The organism is Serpentinimonas sp. SMBJO2 (assembly GCF_056341105.1).
In genome coordinates, this window is sequence record NZ_CP150628.1 from 2,102,631 (window position 1) to 2,123,430 (window position 20,800).

Sequence of the window (20,800 nt, forward strand, 5' to 3'; positions counted from 1 at the left end):
CCCGCCCACCCAGAGGAGCTTTCATGCACTTCGATTACAGCCCCAAGGTCAAAGACCTGCAAGCGCGCCTGCAAGCCTTCATGGAAGCCCACATCTACCCCAACGAAGCGCGCTTCATGGCAGAGGTGGCCGCCAACCGCGCCCGTGGCAACCCCTGGCAGCCGACCGCACTGGTCGAACAGCTCAAGCCGCTGGCCCGCGCCGCCGGTCTGTGGAACCTGTTCTTGCCCAATTCCCCACGCGCGCCCGAGGGCTTGAGCAACCTCGAGTACGCCCCGCTGTGCGAGATCATGGGCCGTGTCGGCTTTGCCCCCGAGGTGTTCAACTGCTCCGCCCCCGACACCGGCAACATGGAAACGCTGGAGCGCTACGCCAGCGAGGCGCTCAAGAACCGCTGGCTCAACCCCTTGTTGCGCGGCGACATCCGCTCGGCCTTCCTGATGACCGAGCCCGAAGTCGCCTCGTCCGACGCCACCAACGTCCAATGCCGCATCGAGCGCGACGGCGACGAACTGGTCATCGACGGGCGCAAATGGTGGTCCTCGGGTGCCGGCGACCCGCGCTGCGCTGTCTTCATCCTGATGGGCAAAACCGACCCGCAGGCGCCCCGGCACGCCCAGCAGTCGATGGTCGTGGTGCCAGCCGATGCGCCCGGCGTGCAGATCGAGCGCGCCCTGACGGTGTTTGGTTACGACGACGCCCCGCACGGCCACATGGAGGTGCAGCTCAGGCAGGTGCGCGTGCCCACCAACCACATCCTGCTCGGCCCCGGGCGCGGTTTCGAGATCGCCCAAGGCCGCCTCGGGCCGGGCCGCATCCACCACTGCATGCGCTCCATCGGCGCCGCCGAACGCGCGCTGGAGCTGATGTGCCAGCGCCTGACGCGGCGCGTGGCCTTTGGCAAGCCGCTGGCGGCGCAGGGGGTCTGGCACGAGCGCATCGCCGAAGCGCGCTGCCTGATCGAGCAGGCGCGGCTGCTGACCCTCAAGGCCGCCTACATGATGGACACGGTGGGCAACAAGGTCGCCAAGGCCGAAATCGCCATGATCAAGGTCGTGGCCCCCAACGTCGCCTGCAAGGTGCTGGATTGGGCGATCCAGGCGCACGGCGGCGCCGGCGTGTCGCAAGATTTCGTGTTGGCGCAAAGCTACGCCAACCAGCGCACCCTACGCCTGGCCGACGGCCCCGACGAAGTGCACCGCATGGCGATCGCCAAGCTGGAACTGGCGCGCCACCAGCTACAGGCGTCAGCCACAGCCACCGAGCTGGAGTCCCCGGTGACCCGGGGCTGCTGAAAAAGTCAAGGCTAACCCACGGTGTTGGAACGCACCTCGGACAGGCTGGTCAGGCCCTGCAGCAGCTTTTCGATGCCGTCTTGGCGCAGCGCAGGGTGCGCATGCCCTCCTCGAGCGCCAGGTGTTGAATCTCGGCCGGGTGCGCGCGGGTTTGAATCAGGCGGCGCATGCCCGGGCTGCCGCACAACAGCTCGTGCAGGGCCAAGCGGCCCGCATAACCGGTGTGGCCGCAATGCTCGCAACCGCGGGCCGTGCGCACGTGCAGATGCCCGTCTTTGGCGTAAGCCTGCAGCCATTCGTCGAGCAGGGCCTGGCCTTGGCGCAAGGGGTGCGTGGCCGGCAGCATGGCTTGGTAGTCGCGCAGCAGCTCATCGATCTGGGCGCTCTCGAGCGGCTGCTCGACAGCACAATGTTTGCAAAAGCGCCGCACCAGGCGCTGCGCCAACACCCCTTGCAGCGAATCGGCAAAGGAAAAGGGGTCGACCCCCAGATCGATCAGGCGCACCACGGTTTCGGCGGCCGAATTGGTGTGCAGGGTCGAAAACACCAAGTGCCCGGTCAACGAAGCCTCGATGGCGATTTCGGCCGTTTCTTGGTCGCGGATTTCGCCCACCATGATCACATCCGGATCGGCACGCAACAGGGTGCGCAGGGCGGCGGCAAAAGTCCAGCCGATCTTGGCATTGACCTGTATCTGGCGCAAACCACGCTGGGTGATTTCGACTGGGTCTTCGGCGGTCCAGATTTTGCGGTCCGGGGTGTTGATGCGCTGCAACGCCGAATGCAAGGTGGTGGTCTTGCCGGAACCGGTCGGGCCGACGCACAGAAACAAGCCGTAGGGGCGCTCGACCAAGGCCTCGAAACGCTGCAGATTGCGGGCATTGAGCTGCAACTGCTCGAGCGCCAATGGCTTGGTCGAAGACAACAGCCGCAACACCACGTCTTCGAGCCCGCCCGCAGTCGGCACGGTGGCCACCCGCAACTCGATCGGCAAGCCACCGAATTTGGCAAAATCGATTTTGCCATCCTGCGGCTTGCGGCGTTCGGAGATATCGAGGTCGCACATGATCTTGATGCGCGCCACCAAGGCGTTGCGGTAGTTGGCCGGCAGCTCGAGGTAGTTGCGCATCTGGCCGTCGATGCGAAAGCGGATCTGCAATTTCTGGCGCCCCGGATAGGGCTCGATGTGGATGTCGGAGGCCCCTTGCTGGTGCGCTTCGGCGATCATGGAGTTGATCAGCCGCACCAAGGTGTTGTCGGACTGCTCGATTGGCTTTTCTTCGGCATCGTCCTTGGCTCCGCCGACCAGTTCAACCGCCAGCTGCACCGCATCCTGTGACCCTTGGCTCGGGCTGGGGCGGGCGCTGACAGCGCCGCCTGAAGGGTGCGCCGTGGCGTTGGACAATGCGCTCAAACCCACCTCGCGGTAGGCTTTTTGAATGCACGCGCCGATTTCGGCGCTGACGCTCACCACCGGCAAAATCTTGCGCTGGGTCGTGAATTCCAGATCATCGATGACCCGAAACTGGAGCGGGTCGAGCATTGCCACCACCAACGCCCCGCCCTGCTCGACCAGCGGCAGCGCCTGCAAGCGCTGTGCCAAGGCAAAGGGGACGCGGCGCAAGGCCGTGGCATCGATCGGAAACTTGTGCAAGTTGACAAAGGGGTAACCCATTTTGCGGGCAAAGGCGGTTTGCAGATCGGCTGCAGACACCAAACCTTTATCGAGCAACAGCTGCCCCAGCGGTTGCCGGCTTTGGTCGGCTTGCTGCCATTGCAGCACTTGCGCCAGCTGCTCCGAGGTGATTTTGCCCAACCCCACCAGCGCCTCGCCGACGGGCACCGGCTGCAACCTGGCCTGCCGTTGCAAGGCGCGCTGCAAATCGGCCAAGGTTTCCACCACCGCAGGCGCCTCGCCGGCCACCGGTGCCAGCGGCTGCGTATGTACCCACTCGTGCAGCACGGTCTGGGCAAAATCGGTGTCGGCGATCTGACTTTCCTGCCCGGTGCGCAACTCGAAGCGCAAAATGCCGCTTTTGGGTATGAATACACGCTGCGGCTCGCCATCCAGCACGGATTTGGGAAAAATCCACAAGCCCTGCTCGGTTTTTCTGTAGCCCAGGCAAATGCCAGAGTACAGCGCGCCGTCGCGCAAGGACACCAGAAAAGAATGGGTGGCGGGCAGCAGATCCAGACTGTGCGCATCGGCGTGGCCTTGCTGCGCCGCACTCCCCGGACGGGAGTCGATTTTCAGGCGCTTGACCTGGTTGAACTTCAAACTCAGGCTGCGCGGCTGTGCCGTGGGCCGGATTTTGATCAGGCGGGCAGCCTGATCGAAGTCGAGCAACAGGCCCGAAACGGTTTGCTCGCCCCAGCCGTCGGCGCTGCAAATCAGACCGGTTTGCCCGATTTCCAGGGTTTCATCCTGAAGCAGGTCGGGCAATTCGAAATGGGTTCGGTTCATGTGCACAGTGCAGGCTCAGCTGCCAGGTCAGGGGAGCTATTTGTCAATGAACCATTTGATCACGCTTTTGGCCAGAAAACCGACGATGCCAAACGACAGCACCAGCAGCAGGATGAAAGTGCCGAACTTGCCCGCCTTGGATTCGCGCGCCAGCTTGAAGACGATCACCAGCATCAGCAAAATGAAGCCGCCCAAGCCTATGGTCAGGCCAAACTGGGCGATCTGGGCTTCGGTAAAGCCCAGTACGGTTCCGGGGGGTGTCATTTCACACCTCCCCAGGAGCCGGGCAGACCAAAGCTGCCGGCGCGTTTGAGTTCAACATAGGCGTGCCAGGTGGCATGGCCGAGCCAGGGCAGCAGCACGATCAGGCCCAGCAGGTAGGTGAACAGCCCCAGCGTCACCAGCAGCGCGATCAGCAGCGCCCACAAGGCCATCACGGCCGGATACAGGGCCACGACGCGCCAACTGTGCGCGACCGCCACCGGCAAGGGCTGCGCGGTGTCGATGAGCAAGGCCTGCGTCGCCACGCTGGAGGCAAACACCGGCGCCGCCAGCAAGGCCAGCGCCATCAGCCAGAGCTCAAACAGCCAGTCGTTCGGGGCCAGCACCACGTGCTGGATAAAGTCGTCCAGGTTGCTGATGGGCTGCGAGGCCAGCACGAGCAGCAGCCCGGCTGAGGTCAGCACCCAGGCCATGCCGGCCAAGCCCAGCAGAACGCCAAACAGCACCAGGCGCGGTTCGACGCTGCGCCAGAGCTGCCAGACCGCCGCCAGCCCCACGCGCCGCCCCAGTTGCGCCTGGCGGCTGACTTGCAACAGCCCGACCAAAAACAACGGCGCCAGCAGAAACAGGGCCGAAAAAGCGCCCATCAGCCACCAGAACTGCCCCTGCGCCACTTGCAACAGCAGCCAACCAAAGGCCGCTGCCACGGCACCATGCACCAAACCTGGCACTGGGTTGGTGCGCAAATCGTGCCAGCCCAGCGCCAGCCAGCGCCAGGGAGCAGCCAAGTCGATGCGCGGCGGCGCGTCCGGGTCTGGCGGGGCAGGTTTCATGGAAGGGTCAAGGGCTGATCAAAAAACGGTAACGCATGACAGCGAATGATAGCCAAGAATGCGGCCCGCAATGGCCTGAAAGCCCCAATTTGCCCCAAGCGCTGGCCGATTTTGACGGCACCGCGCTTGGCATCGCACCTCATGAGGCGGCGCTGGCCGGCAGCAAGGGCGCGCAAGCGCGCAGCAGGTTTTGCGTGTAGGGGTGTTGCGGCGCCCGCAGCACCTGCGCGGCGGGCCCGCTTTCCACCACGCGGCCCTGTTGCAGCACCAGCACCTCGTGCGCCAGGGCCCAGATCACGTCCAGGTCGTGCGTGATGAGCAAATAGCTCAGGCCGTGCTGGCGCTGCAGGCGCAGCAGCAGCTCCAGCACCTGCTGCTGCACGGTGACGTCCAGCGCCGAAGTCGGCTCGTCGAGCACCAGCAAGCGCGGCTGCAGGATGAGCGCGCGCGCGATCGCGATGCGCTGGCGCTGGCCACCGGAAAACTCGTGCGGGTAGCGCTGCAACCAGCGCTGCAGCTCGGCTTGCGGTGCCTCGGGCAGCAGCGCCACTTCGCGCAGCGCCTGCAGCACGCGCGCGCGGCGCTGCGCGGCGTCGAGCTGCGGCGCGTGGATGCTCAGGCCCTCGCCCACGATCTGCTCCACGTTCAGGCGCGGCGACAGGCTGGAGAACGGGTCCTGGAACACCACTTGCACGCGCTGGCGCAGCGCACGCACGGTCGGCGCGCTGCGGCCACGGCGCCCTTGCGGCCAGCTCTGGCCCAGAATCTGCAACTGGCCCGAATGCGGCTGCAGGCCCAGCGCCGCCAGCGCCAGGGTCGATTTGCCCGAACCCGACTCGCCCAGCACGCCCAGGGTGCGCCCAGGGGCGAGCACGCAGTCGACGGCGCGCACGGCCTCGAAGCGGCCACGCTTGAACCAACCCGCCAGCCCCGGGCGCGGCACCTCGTAGGCCACGCTGAGCGCGCGCGCCTGCAGCACCGGTGCGGGGCCAGCCCCTGGCCCCTCCAGCACCGCTGCACTTTCTTGGGCCTCGGCGTCGAGCTGCGCGCTGCGCTGCGCCCGGCTGTTGAGCAGGCGCTGGGTGTAGGGGTGTTGCGGCTGCGCGAACAAGGCGCTGCTGCTGGCCTGCTCTACCAGATGGCCGCGCTCCAGTACCAGCACGCGGTCGGCGAACTGGCGCACCAGGTGCAGGTCGTGCGTGATCAGCAGCAGCGCCATGCCACAGCGCTGCTGCAGCGCGCCCAGCAGCTCCAGCATCTGCAGGCGCAGGCTGGCGTCGAGCGCGGTGGTCGGTTCGTCGGCAATCAGCAACTGCGGCTCGCTCGCCATGGCCATGGCGATCATGGCGCGCTGGCGCTGCCCGCCGCTGAGCTGGTGCGGGTAGGCGGCGGCGCGGCGCGCGGGTTCGGGCATGCCGGTTGCATCGAGCAGCTCGAGCACGCGCGCGCTCGCGGCGCGCTCGCTCAGGCCCTTTTTCAGGGTCAGGATTTCGGCGATCTGGTTGCCTATGGTGTAGAGCGGATTCAGCGCCGTCATCGGCTCCTGAAAGATGCAAGCCACCTCGTCGCCGCGCACGCCGCGCAGCTCACGCTCGCTCAAGGTGAGCAAGTCGCGCCCGTGCAGCACGGCGCTGCCGCTCACCTGCGCTTCGGGCAACAGGCGCAGCAGGCTCAGCGCCGAGACGGTTTTGCCCGAGCCCGACTCGCCCACCAGCGCCAGCTTTTCGCCCGCGTGCAGCGCAAAAGCCATGCCATGCACCACCTCGACACCGCCAAAGGCCACGCGCAAGTCGCGCACGCGCAGCAACGCGTCCGGGCCGGTCGGCTCGGTAGGCTGCGCCTCGGGCTTGCGCAAGGGGATGGCGGGCTGGGGCTGGGGCTGCATTTGGGTGTCTCGGATCAGCGCTGCGCCTTGCGCGGGTCGAGCGCGTCGCGCAGACCGTCGCCCATGAAGGTCAGCAGCAGCAGCGTGATGACCAGCACCGCGAAGGTGGAGAGCGAAATCCACCACGCATCGAGGTTGTTCTTGCCCTGCGCCAGCAACTCGCCCAGCGAGGGCGTGCCCGGCGGCACCCCGAGGCCCAGGAAGTCGAGCGCGGTCAGCGCCAGAATGGCCGCGCTCATGCGAAAGGGCAGGAACGTGACCACCGGCGTCAGGCTGTTGGGCAAGATGTGGCGGCGCATGATCTGCCAGTCGCTCAAGCCCAGCGCGCGCGCGGCGCGCACGTAGTCGAGCTGGCGATTGCGCAAGAACTCGGCGCGCACGTAGTCGCTCAGGCCCATCCAGCCAAACAGGCTCAGCAGCACCAGCAGCAGCAGCAAGCCGGGCTCGAACAGGGCCGAAAAGATGATCAGCAAATACAGCTCCGGCATCGAGCCCCAGACCTCGATGAAACGCTGCCCGACCAAGTCCACGCGCCCGCCGTAGTAGCCCTGGATGGCACCAGCCAGCACACCCAGCAGCACGCCCACCGCCGTGAGCGCAAGCGCAAACAGCACCGAGAGCCGAAAGCCGTACAGCAGCCGCGCCGCCACGTCGCGCCCGCGGTCGTCGGTGCCGAGCCAGTTGCTCGCACTCGGCGCCGAGGGGTGCGGCTCGGGTGCGAAGTAGTTGATCGAGCTGTGGTGAAAGCGGATCGGCGGGAAGATGGCCCAGTTGCCGGGCTGCTCGAACTGGCGCTGGATGAAGGGGTCGTGAAAGTCGGTCGGGGTTTCAAAGTCGCCGCCAAAGGCGGTCTCGGGCGGGTTGTGCAGCAAGGGCGCGTGCAGCCGCCCCTCGTAGCGCGCCAGCAGCGGCTTGTCGTTGGCGATCAGCTCCGCGCCCAGGCTGAGCACGAACAGCAGCAAAAACAGGATCAGGCTGTAAAAGCCCAGCTTGTGGCGGCGAAAGCGGCACCACGCCAGCCGCCCAGGGCTCACCGCCGGCGGCAAGGCGGTGGCAGCAGCAGGGGCTGCTGCGGGGGCTTCAATCAAAACGGACACGCGGGTCTACCCACACATAGCACAAGTCGCTGATCAGGCGCGTGACCAGCGCAATCAGCGCAAACAGGTACAACGTGCCCATGACGACCGGAAAATCGCGCCGCAGCACGCTCTCGAAGCCCAGCAGCCCCAGCCCTTCGAGCGAGAACAGGGTTTCGATCAGCAGCGCGCTGGCAAAAAAGGCGCCCACGAAGGCGGCCGGGAAGGCGGTGACGATGGGAATGAGCGCGTTGCGAAACACGTGCTTGTATAGCACACGGCGCTCGCTCAGGCCCTTGGCGCGCGCGGTGAGCACGTATTGTTTGCGAATTTCCTCCAGCAGCGCGTTCTTGGTCAGCATGGTCGTGATGGCAAAGGCGCCCACCACGCTGGCCGTCACCGGCAGGGTGATGTGCCAGAGGTAATCGACGATCTGCGCCCCCAGGCTGAGCTCGTGCCAATTGGCCGAGGTCAGGCCGCGCAGCGGAAACCATTGCAACTGGCCGCCAAAAATCACCAGCAGCGCCACGCCCAGCACAAAGCCGGGTATGGCAAAACCGACCAGCACGACGATGCTGGTGACGGTGTCAAAACGGCTGCCGGCGCGCACCGCCTTGGCGATGCCGAGCGGAATCGAAACCGCGTAGCTGATCAGGAAGGTCCACAGCCCCAGGCTGATCGACACCGGCAAGCGCTCGACGATCAGCTCCCAGACCGAACGGTGATGAAAAAAGCTCTGCCCAAGGTCGAAGCGCAGAAACTGCCCCACCATCTGGATGAAGCGCTCGTGTGCCGGCAAGTCGAAGCCGTACAGGGCGCGGATTTGCGCCAGTTGCGCCTCGTCCAGCCCCTGGCGCCCGCCCAGCCCCGCGCCGCCACCCGCGCCGACCTCGCCACCGAGCTCGCGCCCCTGCATCTGCGCCACCATCTGCTCCACCGGCCCGCCGGGCACGAACTGGATGATAACGAAGGTGAGCAGCAAAATCCCGAACAGGGTCGGGATCATGAGCAGCAAGCGCTTGAGGATGTAGCTCCACATGGTCAAAACAAGGTGCGTGGCCTGCGCCCTGGGGGAGCGACTTCGTGCCGCAGCTTAGCACAGCGGCCTGCCATGCGCGTGGCCTCGTGTGTGGCCCATGCCGCTCGTGCGCTTGCGGGAAAAATTGGCGCTGCGGGGGCGCATTTCAGTCTAAACACTACGCCGCCACAATCCGGAACTCGGTGGCCTTGGCGACGGGGCGCACGAGGTTGCGCTCGCGCTTGAGATCGACGATGCCGTAGTTGGACATGGTCTTGAGCGTGCGCGACAGATTGCCCGGCTTGCGGCCGGTGGTTTGGGCCAAGGCCGAGATCGATTCGGGTTCGGTCGCGGCGATGATGCGCAGCAAGGCGCGGTTGTCGTCGCTCAACACCTCGGCCAAGGACTTCATCGAGGTGAACCAGATCTTTGGCTCACTCGGCTTGGGCTTGTAGTCACCGCGCGCAATGGCCAGCACGCGCTGGCGAATCTGGTCTTGGGGCATGATGCCGATGACGATGGATTTCATGGCTTGCTTACCTCCAACAGGACGCGATCTACGTCTGCGAAAAAATCTTACAGCAACTGCTGGGCATCCTTGAACTCGTAGGGCACGCCCTTGTCCGATGCGTGCCGGTGCTTGTGGTCGAACGCCAAGATGCGTCCGGCGTACTTGAACTTCTTGGGCGGCTTGACGGCATGGGCGTTGTCGTAACCCAGGATGCGCTTGCCATACGGTTCATGCAGCGTCAGCGCATAGCGGATGCCGTGCGGAATCTGGTCGGATGCCTCGACGCGCCACGCCTCCAGCTTGATCCAATAGCCGTTTCCCTGGTCGAGGATGGACCCGTTCAGATCAAGCAGGGTATCGATGGCGGCATCGCGCTTCATGCCGAACTATATCATCTACTGATACCATGCGCCAGTCTCAACCCCGAATCCGTGCCCTCATCCTGCCCTCTCCTGCAAGGACAAGCGGCACGGTCATGCAGCCCTCAGAGCCCTGCACAGCAGGTCAAGCTACACACTTTTTGAGCAAGCGGCACTTCTTGGATGGAACAGCCCGCAACCTAGTGGAACCGGTTCGTGTGGCGGCTTAGCACAGCAGCGCCTACCGTGCGCACGGCGACTGCAGCGCCGACGCGCCGGGTGCAGCGAGTCGGCAAGGCGGCGGGAACGGGCTGCAGGATAATAAGAAAATCGCCAACTCCATGATTTATTTTGACTATTTTGCTTCCTCAAGCCCATTATCCAGCGCCAGGGATAAAGAAGTACCGGTTTCGCTGGCCGGACAAAATCAGCCCGTCAAGCAATAGCCGCCAGCAGCTTGGCTTCAAAGCGCGAAAAAGTAGGCGAGCGCCGCAGTTTGCGCAAGTCGAGAACGCCAGACTGCAAGATTTTGACTGCGTGCGTGCGATCCTCGTACAGCCAACCGCGCGCTGTTCTGAAATGGTTCATCATCACCGCCTTCGGGTTGACTATGTGATCCGGCCTGCGCACCCGCTTGGGCGCGTAACGGTGCGACTGGGTTGAGAGGTAGACAGACAGCTTGGCCTCGTCGGCAAGGAGCCAGCTTTCCAGCTCCTGTTCAATGCACACGAGAAATACTGGCAAACCAGCAATTTTCGCTTGCTCAACCGCCGCAAGAATAGCCTCGCGCTCAAGCTTGCGACAGGGCTTGCGCTGCTTGTCGGGCCAGGCCGGGCGCAAGTCCCAGACGATCAACACCCGCTCACACCCTTCTTGCAGCAGTTTGGCAGCCACCAGACCACAGTCCTGAAACAGCCTGGGCTTGTTGTCCAGCGTGCGCGATACGGGCGTGATTCCAGGACGTATCGCACGCGCAAGATATTCGCACACCTGTTTGTCAGCGCCCTCCGGGCCGCACTCAAAGATGAAGCCGATTTTCATGGGCGGCATCTCGTCAGGTTGCCCATGGTGTAGAGCTTGCCGGGGGCAAAATCCTGAGCCCATTGCGCCAGTGCCTTGTCGTCAGCGGGGCGGCGGAAAACGGGTTCTCCGTTCGCGTCGCGCTCCACCATAACCAGATGCTCCAGGGTCAGCAGGTCGAGCAGGTAGGGCGAGTGGGTGCTCAGCAGCACCTGGGTCGTACCGTTGAGTACCGCGTTGCGGATTTCTTCCACCATCAGATGAATGCTGCGCGGGTCGAGGCCGTTTTCAATTTCTTCCACCACGATCAGCGGCGGCGGCTTGGGGTGGCGCAACAGGGCCAGCAAGGCCAACAGACGCAGCGTGCCACTGGAGAGCATCCAGCCCGGTACTTTATAGTCCGCTTCGGTCAATTGCAGCCACGCTTTGCGCTCGATTTCGGAAGATGTGAGAGCGGGCTGTATGTCCTTGGCGTAGGGTAGCACGTAGGCCATGGTTTCCACGATGCCGTCGAATGCTTGCTGGCTCTGCCGCCGCAGGTCGAGCAGAAAGTCGGCCACATTCGAGCCGTCGCGCGCCAAGCGTACACCGCCAACGGTGCGTTGCTGGGGGACAGGCAAGCCCATGCGATCCGGCACCAGGCTGAGGAATTGCCAATCTCGAATATGGTCAGCAACTTCTGCCAATTCAGCATCAGGCGCGCTCAGTATTGAGCGGCCCTTGCCGTAGGTCTGCCCAGCCCCCAGCAGGTCGCGCTCCATGGAGGTCTTGTCGGGGAAGGTGATCTGCTCATCGGCGATGAACATCTGGTTGGCGGCAGGGTCGCTGTTCACCACCAGGCTTAACCGGATAGCCTTGTGCGGCGCAGTGCCCAGCGCAAGTTCAAAAGCGATAGGGTTGAGGGGAGCGCCCAAACGCAGCTTGGCCTGCTGGCCCTTGTGGCGCGCATGTTCGATGCCAAACCAGCGTTGCATGGCCACATCCAGACCGTTGCGAACGATGGCCTGCCAGGTTTCCAGCGCTTCGATCAGGCTGGATTTGCCCGCGCCGTTGTGGCCGATGAATACGGTAAGCGCGCCGAGCTTGAGCACCCGACTGTCGGTGATAGCCTTGAAATTGCGCACGCGCAAACGGTGCAGCAGCGCTTGGGCGGGCTTGGTCATGAGATTATGCCTTGGGCAGCATCGCGGTAGGCGTTGAGTGCAGCGATTTTAACCGGTTCAGCGACCAGCGGAAAAGTGGACAGCACATGCGCGAACTCTGCTTCGCTCAAACCATAGAGGTGGGCGATAAGGCCATCGAGTTCGGCGCGCAAACGAGCGCGCTCTGCGGGCGCGGTCACGCCGCAAAATTGCGGGCTCAAGCCCAGCTCTTGGGCAAGACCCTCGAAATCGGGCGAGGTGCAAGTAAGGCGTGCTGAGCGGTCAACAATGGGAGCAAATTGGGCATGATTCGGACCATAACGAGGCACAGGCAACTGGTAGATGTAAAAGAAATTCAGCGTGGTGCTTACTTTTTGGCGCAGCATCCAGTCAAGAATGAAGCTGTTCCAGATGGCGCAAATGAATAACAGGGTTGGACTGTCAATTGCTCGATTTCCAGTGTCATCAAAAACCTTGACGGTCGGCAGCTTGTTGCCATGAAAGGCGGGAGGAATCATGGCTGCGACCATCGTGCGTTCGTTCGTGTTTGCAGCAATGTCGCGAAACCCTAGCCGGTAGGTTTGGTAGTCCATTGCCTGCCCATCATCCTGGCGCCGCCCCAAAACTGCCAAGCGCCCTTGCGCCTCATCCACCCAATAGCGCGGATTATCATAATCCGCCTGGAACTGCCAGATCATCTTGCCCTCGAACAAGGGCAGCCGCCCTGCCCCCGGCACGCTCTTGAACAAGTGGCTGTCGTTGGTCATGTGAAACTCATGGCTCAGGCGCAGGTTCCAGGTTCCTGCAATGGCTGCACCCAGCAAGGGGAACTTGAGCATCTTTTCAGCAATGCGAATGTCCGTTTCGCACTTGAACTCCATCACCGAAGCGGAGTCGGGCGACAGCCGACGAACGAGGTCTACCGCCAAGGGCAGGCCCAGTTCGCGCGGGAAACCCGCCAACTCGGCCACATCGTGGCGCATGAAAGCAGCCGGAAAGCGCAGGGTGTTGCCGCCTTTCTCGAAGGTCAAAACGACGAATTTAAAACTGCGGTGAACACCTTCAAAAATTTCCTTGCGGTTCTCGAAACAGAACAAACCGGTAATCTGGTTATGGTCGAACAGCATGTCCCGCAAGCCCTTGGCGCCGAGGTCGGTGTAGATGCCAGAGGGTATGACGATGCCGCACTTGCCACCCGCGCGCAGCAGCCTGAAGCACTGTTCGGTAAACAGCTTGTAGAGGTTGATGTCGCTGCCGGTCTTCTTGCCGCCCACCATGGCTGACTGGTGCTTGAATTGTGGAGCAGCGCGAAACCATGCAGAAAGGTGCGGAAAGCGGGAAAGGTACTCCAGCCAGGCGCTGCGGACTTCTGGCGCGCGCAGCAGTTTGGCTTGCTCCTTCTCAAAGTCCTTGATGGACATCTTGTTTTTCGTGACCAAATCGGAGTGTTCGGCGAAAAACTCCTTGGCCTGCGGCTTGAGAACTTCCCAGGGCGGGTTGGTGAGGATGGCGTCGAAGCCTCCGCGCTGCTGGATGATCTGGTCGAACTCATAGCCCCAGTGCAATGGGTGCAGGGCTTCGATGTCTGCAATTTTGAGCGCGCGCTTGACCGCTTTGCCTGGCTTTTTCTTGGCGGCATCCCAGGTGGCCTGCTCGAACTTGATGCCACATTGTACGAACTCCAGCAGCAGCAGATCGTTCAGGCGCGCTTGCGCTTCGCGCTTGCGCTCGTCGATGCTGTCGCGCAACAAGCGCAGGTCTTCGCCGTAAACCTCTGCTCCGTGGCGGTATTGGTCGATCAGGCGGTTTTTCTCTTCCAATATCTGCTGGTAGCTTTGCCGAAACAAGTCTTGCGTCTGGCCTTTTTCATAATCCTCGGGGTTCACGTGCGTCAAACCGACCAGCGAGTTGCCGACCAGTATGTTGAAGTCGATGTTCGGTAGCGGCTCCAGATCGTCCACCGACCGGGCAGACGCCACCAGGGTCAGAAACAGGCGCAGCTTGGCAATCTCGGTCGCTTCCTCCATGATGTCAACACCGTACAGGTTGTCGGTGATGATGCTCTTCTTGATGTAATAGTGTATGCTCGTATGCTCGGCTTCGGTTTGCTTGAGCCAGGCCGTGAGCACCGGGTCGTTCAGGAACTTGATACGCCCAACGATGGCAGCATACAGGTTGATGAGCGTTTTCATGGCCGCCACCAAAAACGCACCCGAACCGCAGGCTGGATCAAGCAGGGTCAGTGTGGGCAGCACCTTGAACAGCAAATCCCGGCACAATTCAGCGTCGAGCTTCACCAGCAGGTCGGGCACGCTGTCGAACTGGCGCGCGGGCAGATTGAGTTCAGGTAGCGCGGGCTGGTTGATCTTTTGCAAGATCAAGGCATAAATGGTGTGTTCACACAAGTACTCGGTGATTTCCGGGCGCGTGTAGTAGGCACCGAATGCCTTTTGGTTGATGTATTTCTCGAAGATGTATCCCAGCACGTCCGGGTTGATCTCGTCGTCCTTGCCGCCCGGGCTGTCGTCGAGGTTCCACGAATAACGCCCAAACAGTTGGTACAGGTTCTCGAAGGCCTGATCATCAACCTGTATGCCGGGGTAATCTTGTTCGATGCGGTGCGGCAGGAACAAGCCGCCGTTGAGGTACTTGATTTCACCGAGCAAGTTGCACGCTTGCGCTGTGCGCTCGTGCTTCGGCTTGGCAAAGCCCTCGAAAAACAACGGCTTCAGAAAGTCATCGTAATAGCGGTTGCTGCCCTGTTGCCGGGTGTGGGCGAGCTTGTCGATCAGGTAATTTACATTTCCCCCATCGAGAAAGTGCTTTCTTTGCAGAAACCAGATGAACATCAGGCGGTGCAGCAGCACTGAGGCATACCAGCGCCGGTCGCGCTCTGCCGGTATACCTTGAATGCGTTCAAGAAAATCGAGGTGCGCGGTTTCGAATTCATGAAAAAATTTCTTCGTTACACGCTCAACATCGAGCGCCGCTTTCATTCGAGCGGCAAGCTGCGCCAGCGGGAACTGTCCGCGTTCGTCGAATTCGCTGATATCAACGACAATGCCCGAGATTTTCGATACAAACAAATCGCCTGGCTGCCCCTTGACGTAAATATGCTCGCGCGGGTATCGCTTGGTACCATCGCGCTTGACCCACAACCACAAACTCTGTCTCGGCTCCCGCACCTGGTCGATAAAGATAATCAGGTTTTCGTGGGCAATTTCAGATAAGCGGGCATGAATATCTGCGCGCGTTGCCCGATCAGGCAGACCCGGGCAGTTGCCAGCAGCGGCAACCAGAAAAACCACAATCCCGGACAATTCGGCAATCGGCGTTGCCTGCCAGGCAGTAGACGCTTGGCCGCTGGCAGCAGTCAGTGCAATGGTTTTTGCACTCTTTGCCTGCGACCAGCCCAGTTCGTTGATAAACAGGTTTTTGAAATCAAAAGCCTGGATACATTCACGTAAGCGCGAGATTTGTAAATTGTCCATAATCAAGCCAGCCCCATCGAGCAAATGAGCCGTGGTTCACGTTCTTGCTCAAGCTCATCCACAAGACACAAGCGCCCGTCTTCACGCAAGGCCAAGGCCAGTTCGGCGAGCTGGTGGTCGTCGATGCCGGATTTCAATTGGCGCTTCAGCGTGTCGCTGGCCGACTGGTACAGAGGGTAGCGGTAGATTTCCTCCAGCACCCGGTCGATGCGGCGCACGTATTCGTCGGTGATGAACATATCGCGCCGCTGCGCGCTGCCCTCGCCCAGCCCTGCGCGGTAACGTTTGAGGCGCTCGAAGGCCTTGAAGCGCGCACCCGTGGGGCGACCCAGGGCACCGCCAAATGACTTTTCTTCTTGCGCGATATGCTCCAGCCCTTTTTGGGTAAGCGCGTGGTGCTGCTCGGTGCGTGGCAGAGCCGGGGTATCTGCCGCGCAGGCGGCTGCCTTGAGTATGGTGAGCTGCGATTGCGTGACCGGCCTACCGGTCTCGTCCATCCAGGCCAGTGCGTCGTTGCCATTCGCGCTGCGCATATAAATCAGAGCGCCTCGTGGCGCTGCCGGGTGTGGCGCGTAGGCCTTGGTGGCATACACCACATTGGGCATGGCCTCGATCTTGGCGGCCAGTGCGGGGTCAGCTTCCGTGGCATTTTTCCATATTTGATAGGCGTAGGAAGCCAAGTCAACCTCGTAGTCGCCGTCGTCGTCGAGGATGCCGTTCTTTTCGGTGTAAAGATCGCGAATCAGTTGCGTTTCGGTGTCGTCATCGAAGAAGCTTTCGTCAGAGCCTACCACCTCGGCATTTTCGATCAACCTTTGCTTGACCCGAGCGCGCAGTTTGATGAGCCGCTCCACGCCGTCGGCAGGCACAAAGGAGTAGCACAGGATGGCGTCGGCCTGCTGGCCAATACGGTCAACACGACCGGCACGCTGAATCAGGCGGATAATGGCCCAAGGCAGATCGTAGTTGACTATGATGTGCGCGTCTTGCAGGTTCTGGCCTTCTGAGAGGACATCGGTGGCAATCAGCACCCGAAGTTCGTCAGCTTCTTTGATCTGCTCGCGCTTGCCGTTCGATTGCGGTGAAAAACGCCAGACCAAAGAAGTCGGGTCTGTGATCTGCCCGGTGGCTTGCGCCACTTGTTCAATGCCCCGCGCAGCCAATTGTGCATAGAGGTAGCGGGCGCTGTCGGCAAACTGGGTGAAGACGAGCAATTTTTCCTTCGGGTGGCGCTGCGTGATGAGGTCGACCAGCGCTGCCAGTTTGGTGTCGGCTTCGGCCCTCCACTCGCCGCACCTGCGCAACAGCGCCAGCAAGGATAGCGCATCGGAACGCAGGTCTTGCGCCAACTCGGCGATGAACAACGCAGCCGGGAGCCATTTGAAGCGGCTTTTCAGCGCACTGCTGTAGGCTTGGTAGGCTTGGGCGGCGTGCGCGCGGTAGTCGGCCTCGTTGCGAAAACCAATGCTGCTTGTGGGGTCTGTTGACTCATCGTCTTCGTTGTCTTGCGCCAGCAAGCTGTCGGGGTCTTCGTCGAAGTTGCGTGTATCCAGCAGTTCTGCGCCCTGCGTGCCCAGGGGTATATCCAGGCCGTTCTCGATGGCATGCAACACGATGAGGTTGCGCAAAATATGGCGCTCGATGGATAAAATGAACGCCGGGCCGGCACTTTCCAGGCGTTTGAACAGATTGGTGCGGCAAAAGCCCATCAGGCGCGTACCGGCACGCGAAAGCCCCTCGATGATTTTCGCTTGCTGCGCCGTCGGTGGCGTCTTCGGCAAGGGGGTGATGTAGTTGCCCAATCCGTAGCGTGGCAGAATGAGCGCATTCACCGCTTGCAGCACCGGCTCGCTGTACAGGCTTGCGTAGGGGTCGGAAGGGTTCGCGTCGTCTATCGTGAAGCTCAGGTTCTTGGGCAGACGCTTGGGAAAGTAGGATTTGCGGCCATCCGCGAACCGCAGGTATTTGCCGCGCGCGTCAACACGCGTGTAGTGCTGCATGATGAAGCCGCGCGTGCGGCGCACCATGTACAGACGCATGAGGTCGCGCCAGTCGTCGGGAATGTCGCTTTTCTCGAAGGCAGCCAGCGAGTGTACGCCGCATTGATGGCGACGGACAAATTCGTGCTCGCCACCCAACTCGGCCAGCAGCTTTTCCGGGCGGATGCCGATGTCTGCATCTTGATTCAAAAACAAAGCCAGTTGCGCAGAAAGGTCAAGGTAGGTCTTGTTGTAGGGTGTGGCCGACAGCAGCACGGTCAGGCTTTCGTTGCGCTCGATGTATTCGCGGATGACTTTCCAGCGCCTGCTCTCCTTGTTGCGCAGGTTGTGTGATTCATCAATGAGCAGCAAGCGGTAACGCCGGGTTTTCTCCGGCAGTTCGGTCAGCACCTTGGACAGCGGCAACACCTTGGCGTGCAAGCGATAGCGGTGGGCGTAGTCTTCCCACATCGACACCAAGTTCCTGGGGCAGATGATGAGGGTTTCGGTGTGGTAATCGTCCTCGAATACCTTGGCCAGTGCGGTGGCCATCATCGACTTGCCCAAACCCACTACGTCGCCGATCAAGACGCCGCCGCGCTTGTTCAGATGGTGCGCAGCAATCTTGACCGCAGCAACTTGAAAGTCGAACAGCGTGGCACCAAAAATGGCTGGGATGCGAAACTCGGACAAGCCGGCGCGAGCCTCCTGGGCCAAGTGAAAGGCCATTTTGAGGTAGACGTGGTAAGGCGGCACCAGCCGCTCGCCGGCCCAGCTTTCGTCGATGATGTCGGCCAGCTCTTTCGAGATGTCGATGCACCAGCGGTCGCGCCAGCGATCTTCAAACCAAAGCACCAGCTTGTTGCAGGCATCGTGCTCCAGCACGTCGACGTTCAATTCCCCCTGCTTGGCAAGGCCAGCCAGCGTAAGGTTGGAGCTACCCAGAAAACCGGTGACCGGGTTGTTGACATCTTGCCGGTGCAGCAGGTACAACTTGGCGTGCAGCGGGTGGCGCAGATAGACTTTGACGACCAGCTTCTGGGTACGAATCTGCAGCGAAAGTTGTTGCAGTGCGGCTTCGTCTTCATTGCTTGGTGAGCCAAAAGTCAATTGCTGGCGAAATTCCTCCGCAATGCGTCGTTTCTCGCGCAGCGCGGTCTGATTATCGAGCCCATCGTCACCGTCGCGCGTTCGCAGGGCTTGCCGAAGTTCATCGCTGGGGGTGACATGCATACCCACCAACAAGCGGCAGCATTGGCCTGCTCCGCCCGCCCACCGGTCAACGTGACCGGCCAAGTGCCGCCAGCCGCGCAGGTTGAAGTAGCCGACACAAAAGTCAGCCCTTTCGGCCACCTTGAGCGTTTCCTGCAGAGCAGGTAGCAATGTTTTTTCTATGTTGTCGAAAATTCTTGGCATCACTTCCCCCTACCGGCCCCGCTGCGCCTGCGCCCGGTTTTCGGCGCTGGCCCACCAGGTAGCCAGCACCCAGCTTTCGGCCTGGAAGTAGCGCGGCAGCGTGACGGGTTGCTCGAAGCGGCCGGCGCGCCAGGCGATGCGGTGCCGGTTCGAGTACCAATGCGGAATCACCAGGTGCTGGTGGCGCAGCACGCGGTCCAGCGCGCGCAGCGCGGCGCTCAGTTCGGGCCGGGTGCGCGCCGCCAGCGCGTGTTCGAGCAAGGCGTCCACCGCCGGGTCTTGCACGCCGATCAGGTTGCCCGCGCCCGGGGTGCGCGCCGCCGCCGAGCCAAAGCGGTCCAGCAGCTCGGCCCCGGGGGCTTGGCTGCCGAGCCAGCGCACGCTGGTGAGGTCGAAGTCGAAGGCGTCGAGGCGGCGCTGCAGCAGGGCAAAGTCCACCACCCGGTACTCGGCCCGGATGCCAAGGCGGCGCAGGTTGTTTTGCAGCGGCGTCACCACCCGGCCCATACCGCCGCCGCTGTCGAGGAACTCGATCACGAACGGCTCGCCCTGGGCGTTGCGCAGCGCACCGTTGCGGTAGCGCCAGCCGGCTTCGGCCAGCAAGTCGCGTGCCCGGCGCAGGCGGTCGCGCAGGGTCTGGCCAGAGTCGAGTTCGAGCCGCATCACCGGCGGCAGCGGCACCGGCTGCGCGAAAACCGCAGCAGGCAGTTGCGCGCGCAGCGGCTCGAGCAGCGCCAGCTCGTCGGGCGGCGGCAGGCCTTGGGCCTCGAAGTCGCTGCCGACAAAGAAGCCGCGCACGCGCTCGAAGGAGCGAAAGAACAACTGCCGGTTCATCCACTCGAAGTCCATCGCCAGCGTGAGGGCTTCGCGCACGCGCGCGTCTTGCAGGTGGGCTCGCCGGGTGTTGATCAGAAAACCTTGAAAGTCGCCGGCGTTGTGGTGCTCGAGCTCGCGCTTGATCAGCTCGCCGCGGTCGAACGGCGGGCCGATCAGGGTGCGCGCCCACTCGCGCGAGATGAAAGACTGCAAATAATCGAACTCCCCGGCCTTGAAGGCCTGCACCTGCGCCGTCGGGTCGCGGTAAAGGGTGTAGGTGATGCGGTCGAAGTTGAACATGCCGCGGCGCACGTTCAAGTCGGCCGCCCACCAGTTCGGGTCGCGCTCGTAGGTGATGTCGCGCCCGAAGTTGACACGCGCGATGCGGTACGGCCCGGAAGCGATGGGGTGCTGCAGGATGACTTGATCGAACGGGATGCGCTGGCCGTTTTCCAGCCCCCAGGCGCGGCTGAAGATGGGGATGGAGCCGGCGATGAGCGGCAGTTCGGCGTTGGCGCGCGCGAACTCGAAACGCACCAGGCGCTCGCCGAGCACGCGCACGGCGCTGATTTCGCGAAAGAAACTGCGCAACTGCGGCGCTGCCTGAGGGCTGGTCAGGGTTTCGAAGGAGTGGCGCACGTCTTCGGCCAGCACCGGGGAGCCGTCGTGAAAGCGCGCTTGCGGCCGCAAGCGGAAGGTGGCCGAGCGCCCGTCGGCCGCCACCTGCACCGACTCGGCCAGCAAGCCGTAAGCGGTGGTGGGCTCGTTCAGCGTCGGGGTGAGCAGCGACTCGAACATCAGCAGCCCCATGCCCGGCGGTGCCGTGCCCTTGAGCGTGAAAGGGTTGAACTTGTCGAAGGTGGTGATGCGCGTGGGTGAGACCAGCGTGATCGAGCCGCCGCGCGGCGCGTTCGGGTTCACGTAGGGGAAGTGGGCAAAGCCAGGCGGCAGGGCGACGTCGCCAAACTGCGCCCAGGCATGGCTGGCTGCATGGGGCTGCAACACTGCCTGCGCCGCCTGCCCGCCGTGGGCGCGCGTGTTGGCCGCCGCAGCGGGCGCGGCGGCCAGCCACAGCGTCAGGGCCAGAAGCAAGGCCAAAAGCGCCAGCAGGGTTTGAGACGGCAAGGCGTACACGCGCAAAGCGAACCGCGCCCGATCAGCCAGCGCCAGCCGCAAGGCCCAGCGGCCTGCAGACGCGCGCCCCCAGCCCTGGTGGCAGGCGGCGCACGCGCGCAATGGCAGACACAAGGGCAACGGGCTCATGCGACAATTC

Annotated in this window: 14 protein-coding genes; 1 reads left to right on the forward strand and 13 read right to left on the reverse strand. The window is 62.7% G+C overall.

From position 1 onward, the window contains the following. Positions 1 to 23 precede the first annotated feature (23 nt). The gene (locus tag AAAZ40_RS09795) at positions 24 to 1,295 is read left to right on the forward strand and encodes an acyl-CoA dehydrogenase family protein (protein WP_476660191.1); all 1,272 of its coding nucleotides are present in this window, start codon (positions 24 to 26) and stop codon (positions 1,293 to 1,295) included. A gap of 49 nt (positions 1,296 to 1,344) precedes the next feature. On the opposite strand, the gene AAAZ40_RS09800 is transcribed toward AAAZ40_RS09795, so the two are convergent. The 13 genes from AAAZ40_RS09800 to AAAZ40_RS09860 all read right to left on the reverse strand — a co-directional run bounded on the left by AAAZ40_RS09800 (position 1,345) and on the right by AAAZ40_RS09860 (position 20,790). Further along, the gene (locus tag AAAZ40_RS09800) at positions 1,345 to 3,759 is read right to left on the reverse strand and encodes a GspE/PulE family protein (protein WP_476660192.1); all 2,415 of its coding nucleotides are present in this window, start codon (positions 3,757 to 3,759) and stop codon (positions 1,345 to 1,347) included. Between the two features lie 36 nt (positions 3,760 to 3,795). Further along, complete coding sequence (locus AAAZ40_RS09805) at positions 3,796 to 4,023, reverse strand: DUF2788 domain-containing protein (protein ID WP_476660193.1); 228 nt, start codon at positions 4,021 to 4,023, stop codon at positions 3,796 to 3,798. Next, positions 4,020 to 4,814 carry a DUF2189 domain-containing protein gene (locus AAAZ40_RS09810; protein ID WP_476660194.1) on the reverse strand — a complete coding sequence of 265 codons (795 nt, stop codon included), beginning with the start codon at positions 4,812 to 4,814 and terminating at the stop codon, positions 4,020 to 4,022. The genes AAAZ40_RS09805 and AAAZ40_RS09810 overlap by 4 nt, the downstream gene beginning before the upstream one ends. A gap of 139 nt (positions 4,815 to 4,953) precedes the next feature. Beyond that, a complete protein-coding gene (locus AAAZ40_RS09815) occupies positions 4,954 to 6,699 on the reverse strand; it encodes an ABC transporter ATP-binding protein (protein WP_476660195.1) in 1,746 nt (581 codons plus the stop codon). 14 nt (positions 6,700 to 6,713) lie between these two features. Beyond that, entirely contained in the window at positions 6,714 to 7,796 is a 1,083-nt protein-coding gene (locus AAAZ40_RS09820) for an ABC transporter permease (RefSeq protein ID WP_476660196.1), read from the reverse strand. Beyond that, on the reverse strand, positions 7,780 to 8,814 hold the full coding sequence (locus tag AAAZ40_RS09825; protein WP_476660197.1) for a microcin C ABC transporter permease YejB: 1,035 nt from the start codon (positions 8,812 to 8,814) through the stop codon (positions 7,780 to 7,782). The genes AAAZ40_RS09820 and AAAZ40_RS09825 overlap by 17 nt, the downstream gene beginning before the upstream one ends. A gap of 157 nt (positions 8,815 to 8,971) precedes the next feature. Further along, positions 8,972 to 9,322 carry an HVO_A0114 family putative DNA-binding protein gene (locus tag AAAZ40_RS09830; protein WP_476660198.1) on the reverse strand — a complete coding sequence of 117 codons (351 nt, stop codon included), beginning with the start codon at positions 9,320 to 9,322 and terminating at the stop codon, positions 8,972 to 8,974. 47 nt (positions 9,323 to 9,369) lie between these two features. After that, a complete protein-coding gene (locus AAAZ40_RS09835; RefSeq protein WP_476660199.1) occupies positions 9,370 to 9,684 on the reverse strand; it encodes a toxin-antitoxin system TumE family protein in 315 nt (104 codons plus the stop codon). A 414-nt stretch (positions 9,685 to 10,098) separates the two neighbouring features. Beyond that, complete coding sequence (locus tag AAAZ40_RS09840; RefSeq protein ID WP_476660200.1) at positions 10,099 to 10,704, reverse strand: DUF4276 family protein; 606 nt, start codon at positions 10,702 to 10,704, stop codon at positions 10,099 to 10,101. After that, the gene (locus tag AAAZ40_RS09845; protein WP_476660201.1) at positions 10,701 to 11,846 is read right to left on the reverse strand and encodes an AAA family ATPase; all 1,146 of its coding nucleotides are present in this window, start codon (positions 11,844 to 11,846) and stop codon (positions 10,701 to 10,703) included. Before AAAZ40_RS09845 ends, AAAZ40_RS09840 begins: the two co-directional genes overlap by 4 nt. After that, positions 11,843 to 15,316 carry an Eco57I restriction-modification methylase domain-containing protein gene (locus AAAZ40_RS09850; protein ID WP_476660202.1) on the reverse strand — a complete coding sequence of 1,158 codons (3,474 nt, stop codon included), beginning with the start codon at positions 15,314 to 15,316 and terminating at the stop codon, positions 11,843 to 11,845. The genes AAAZ40_RS09845 and AAAZ40_RS09850 overlap by 4 nt, the downstream gene beginning before the upstream one ends. 2 nt (positions 15,317 to 15,318) lie before the next feature. Continuing rightward, complete coding sequence (locus tag AAAZ40_RS09855) at positions 15,319 to 18,711, reverse strand: helicase-related protein (RefSeq protein ID WP_476660203.1); 3,393 nt, start codon at positions 18,709 to 18,711, stop codon at positions 15,319 to 15,321. Between the two features lie 9 nt (positions 18,712 to 18,720). Continuing rightward, positions 18,721 to 20,790 carry an extracellular solute-binding protein gene (locus AAAZ40_RS09860; protein ID WP_476660204.1) on the reverse strand — a complete coding sequence of 690 codons (2,070 nt, stop codon included), beginning with the start codon at positions 20,788 to 20,790 and terminating at the stop codon, positions 18,721 to 18,723. Positions 20,791 to 20,800: the final 10 nt, after the last annotated feature.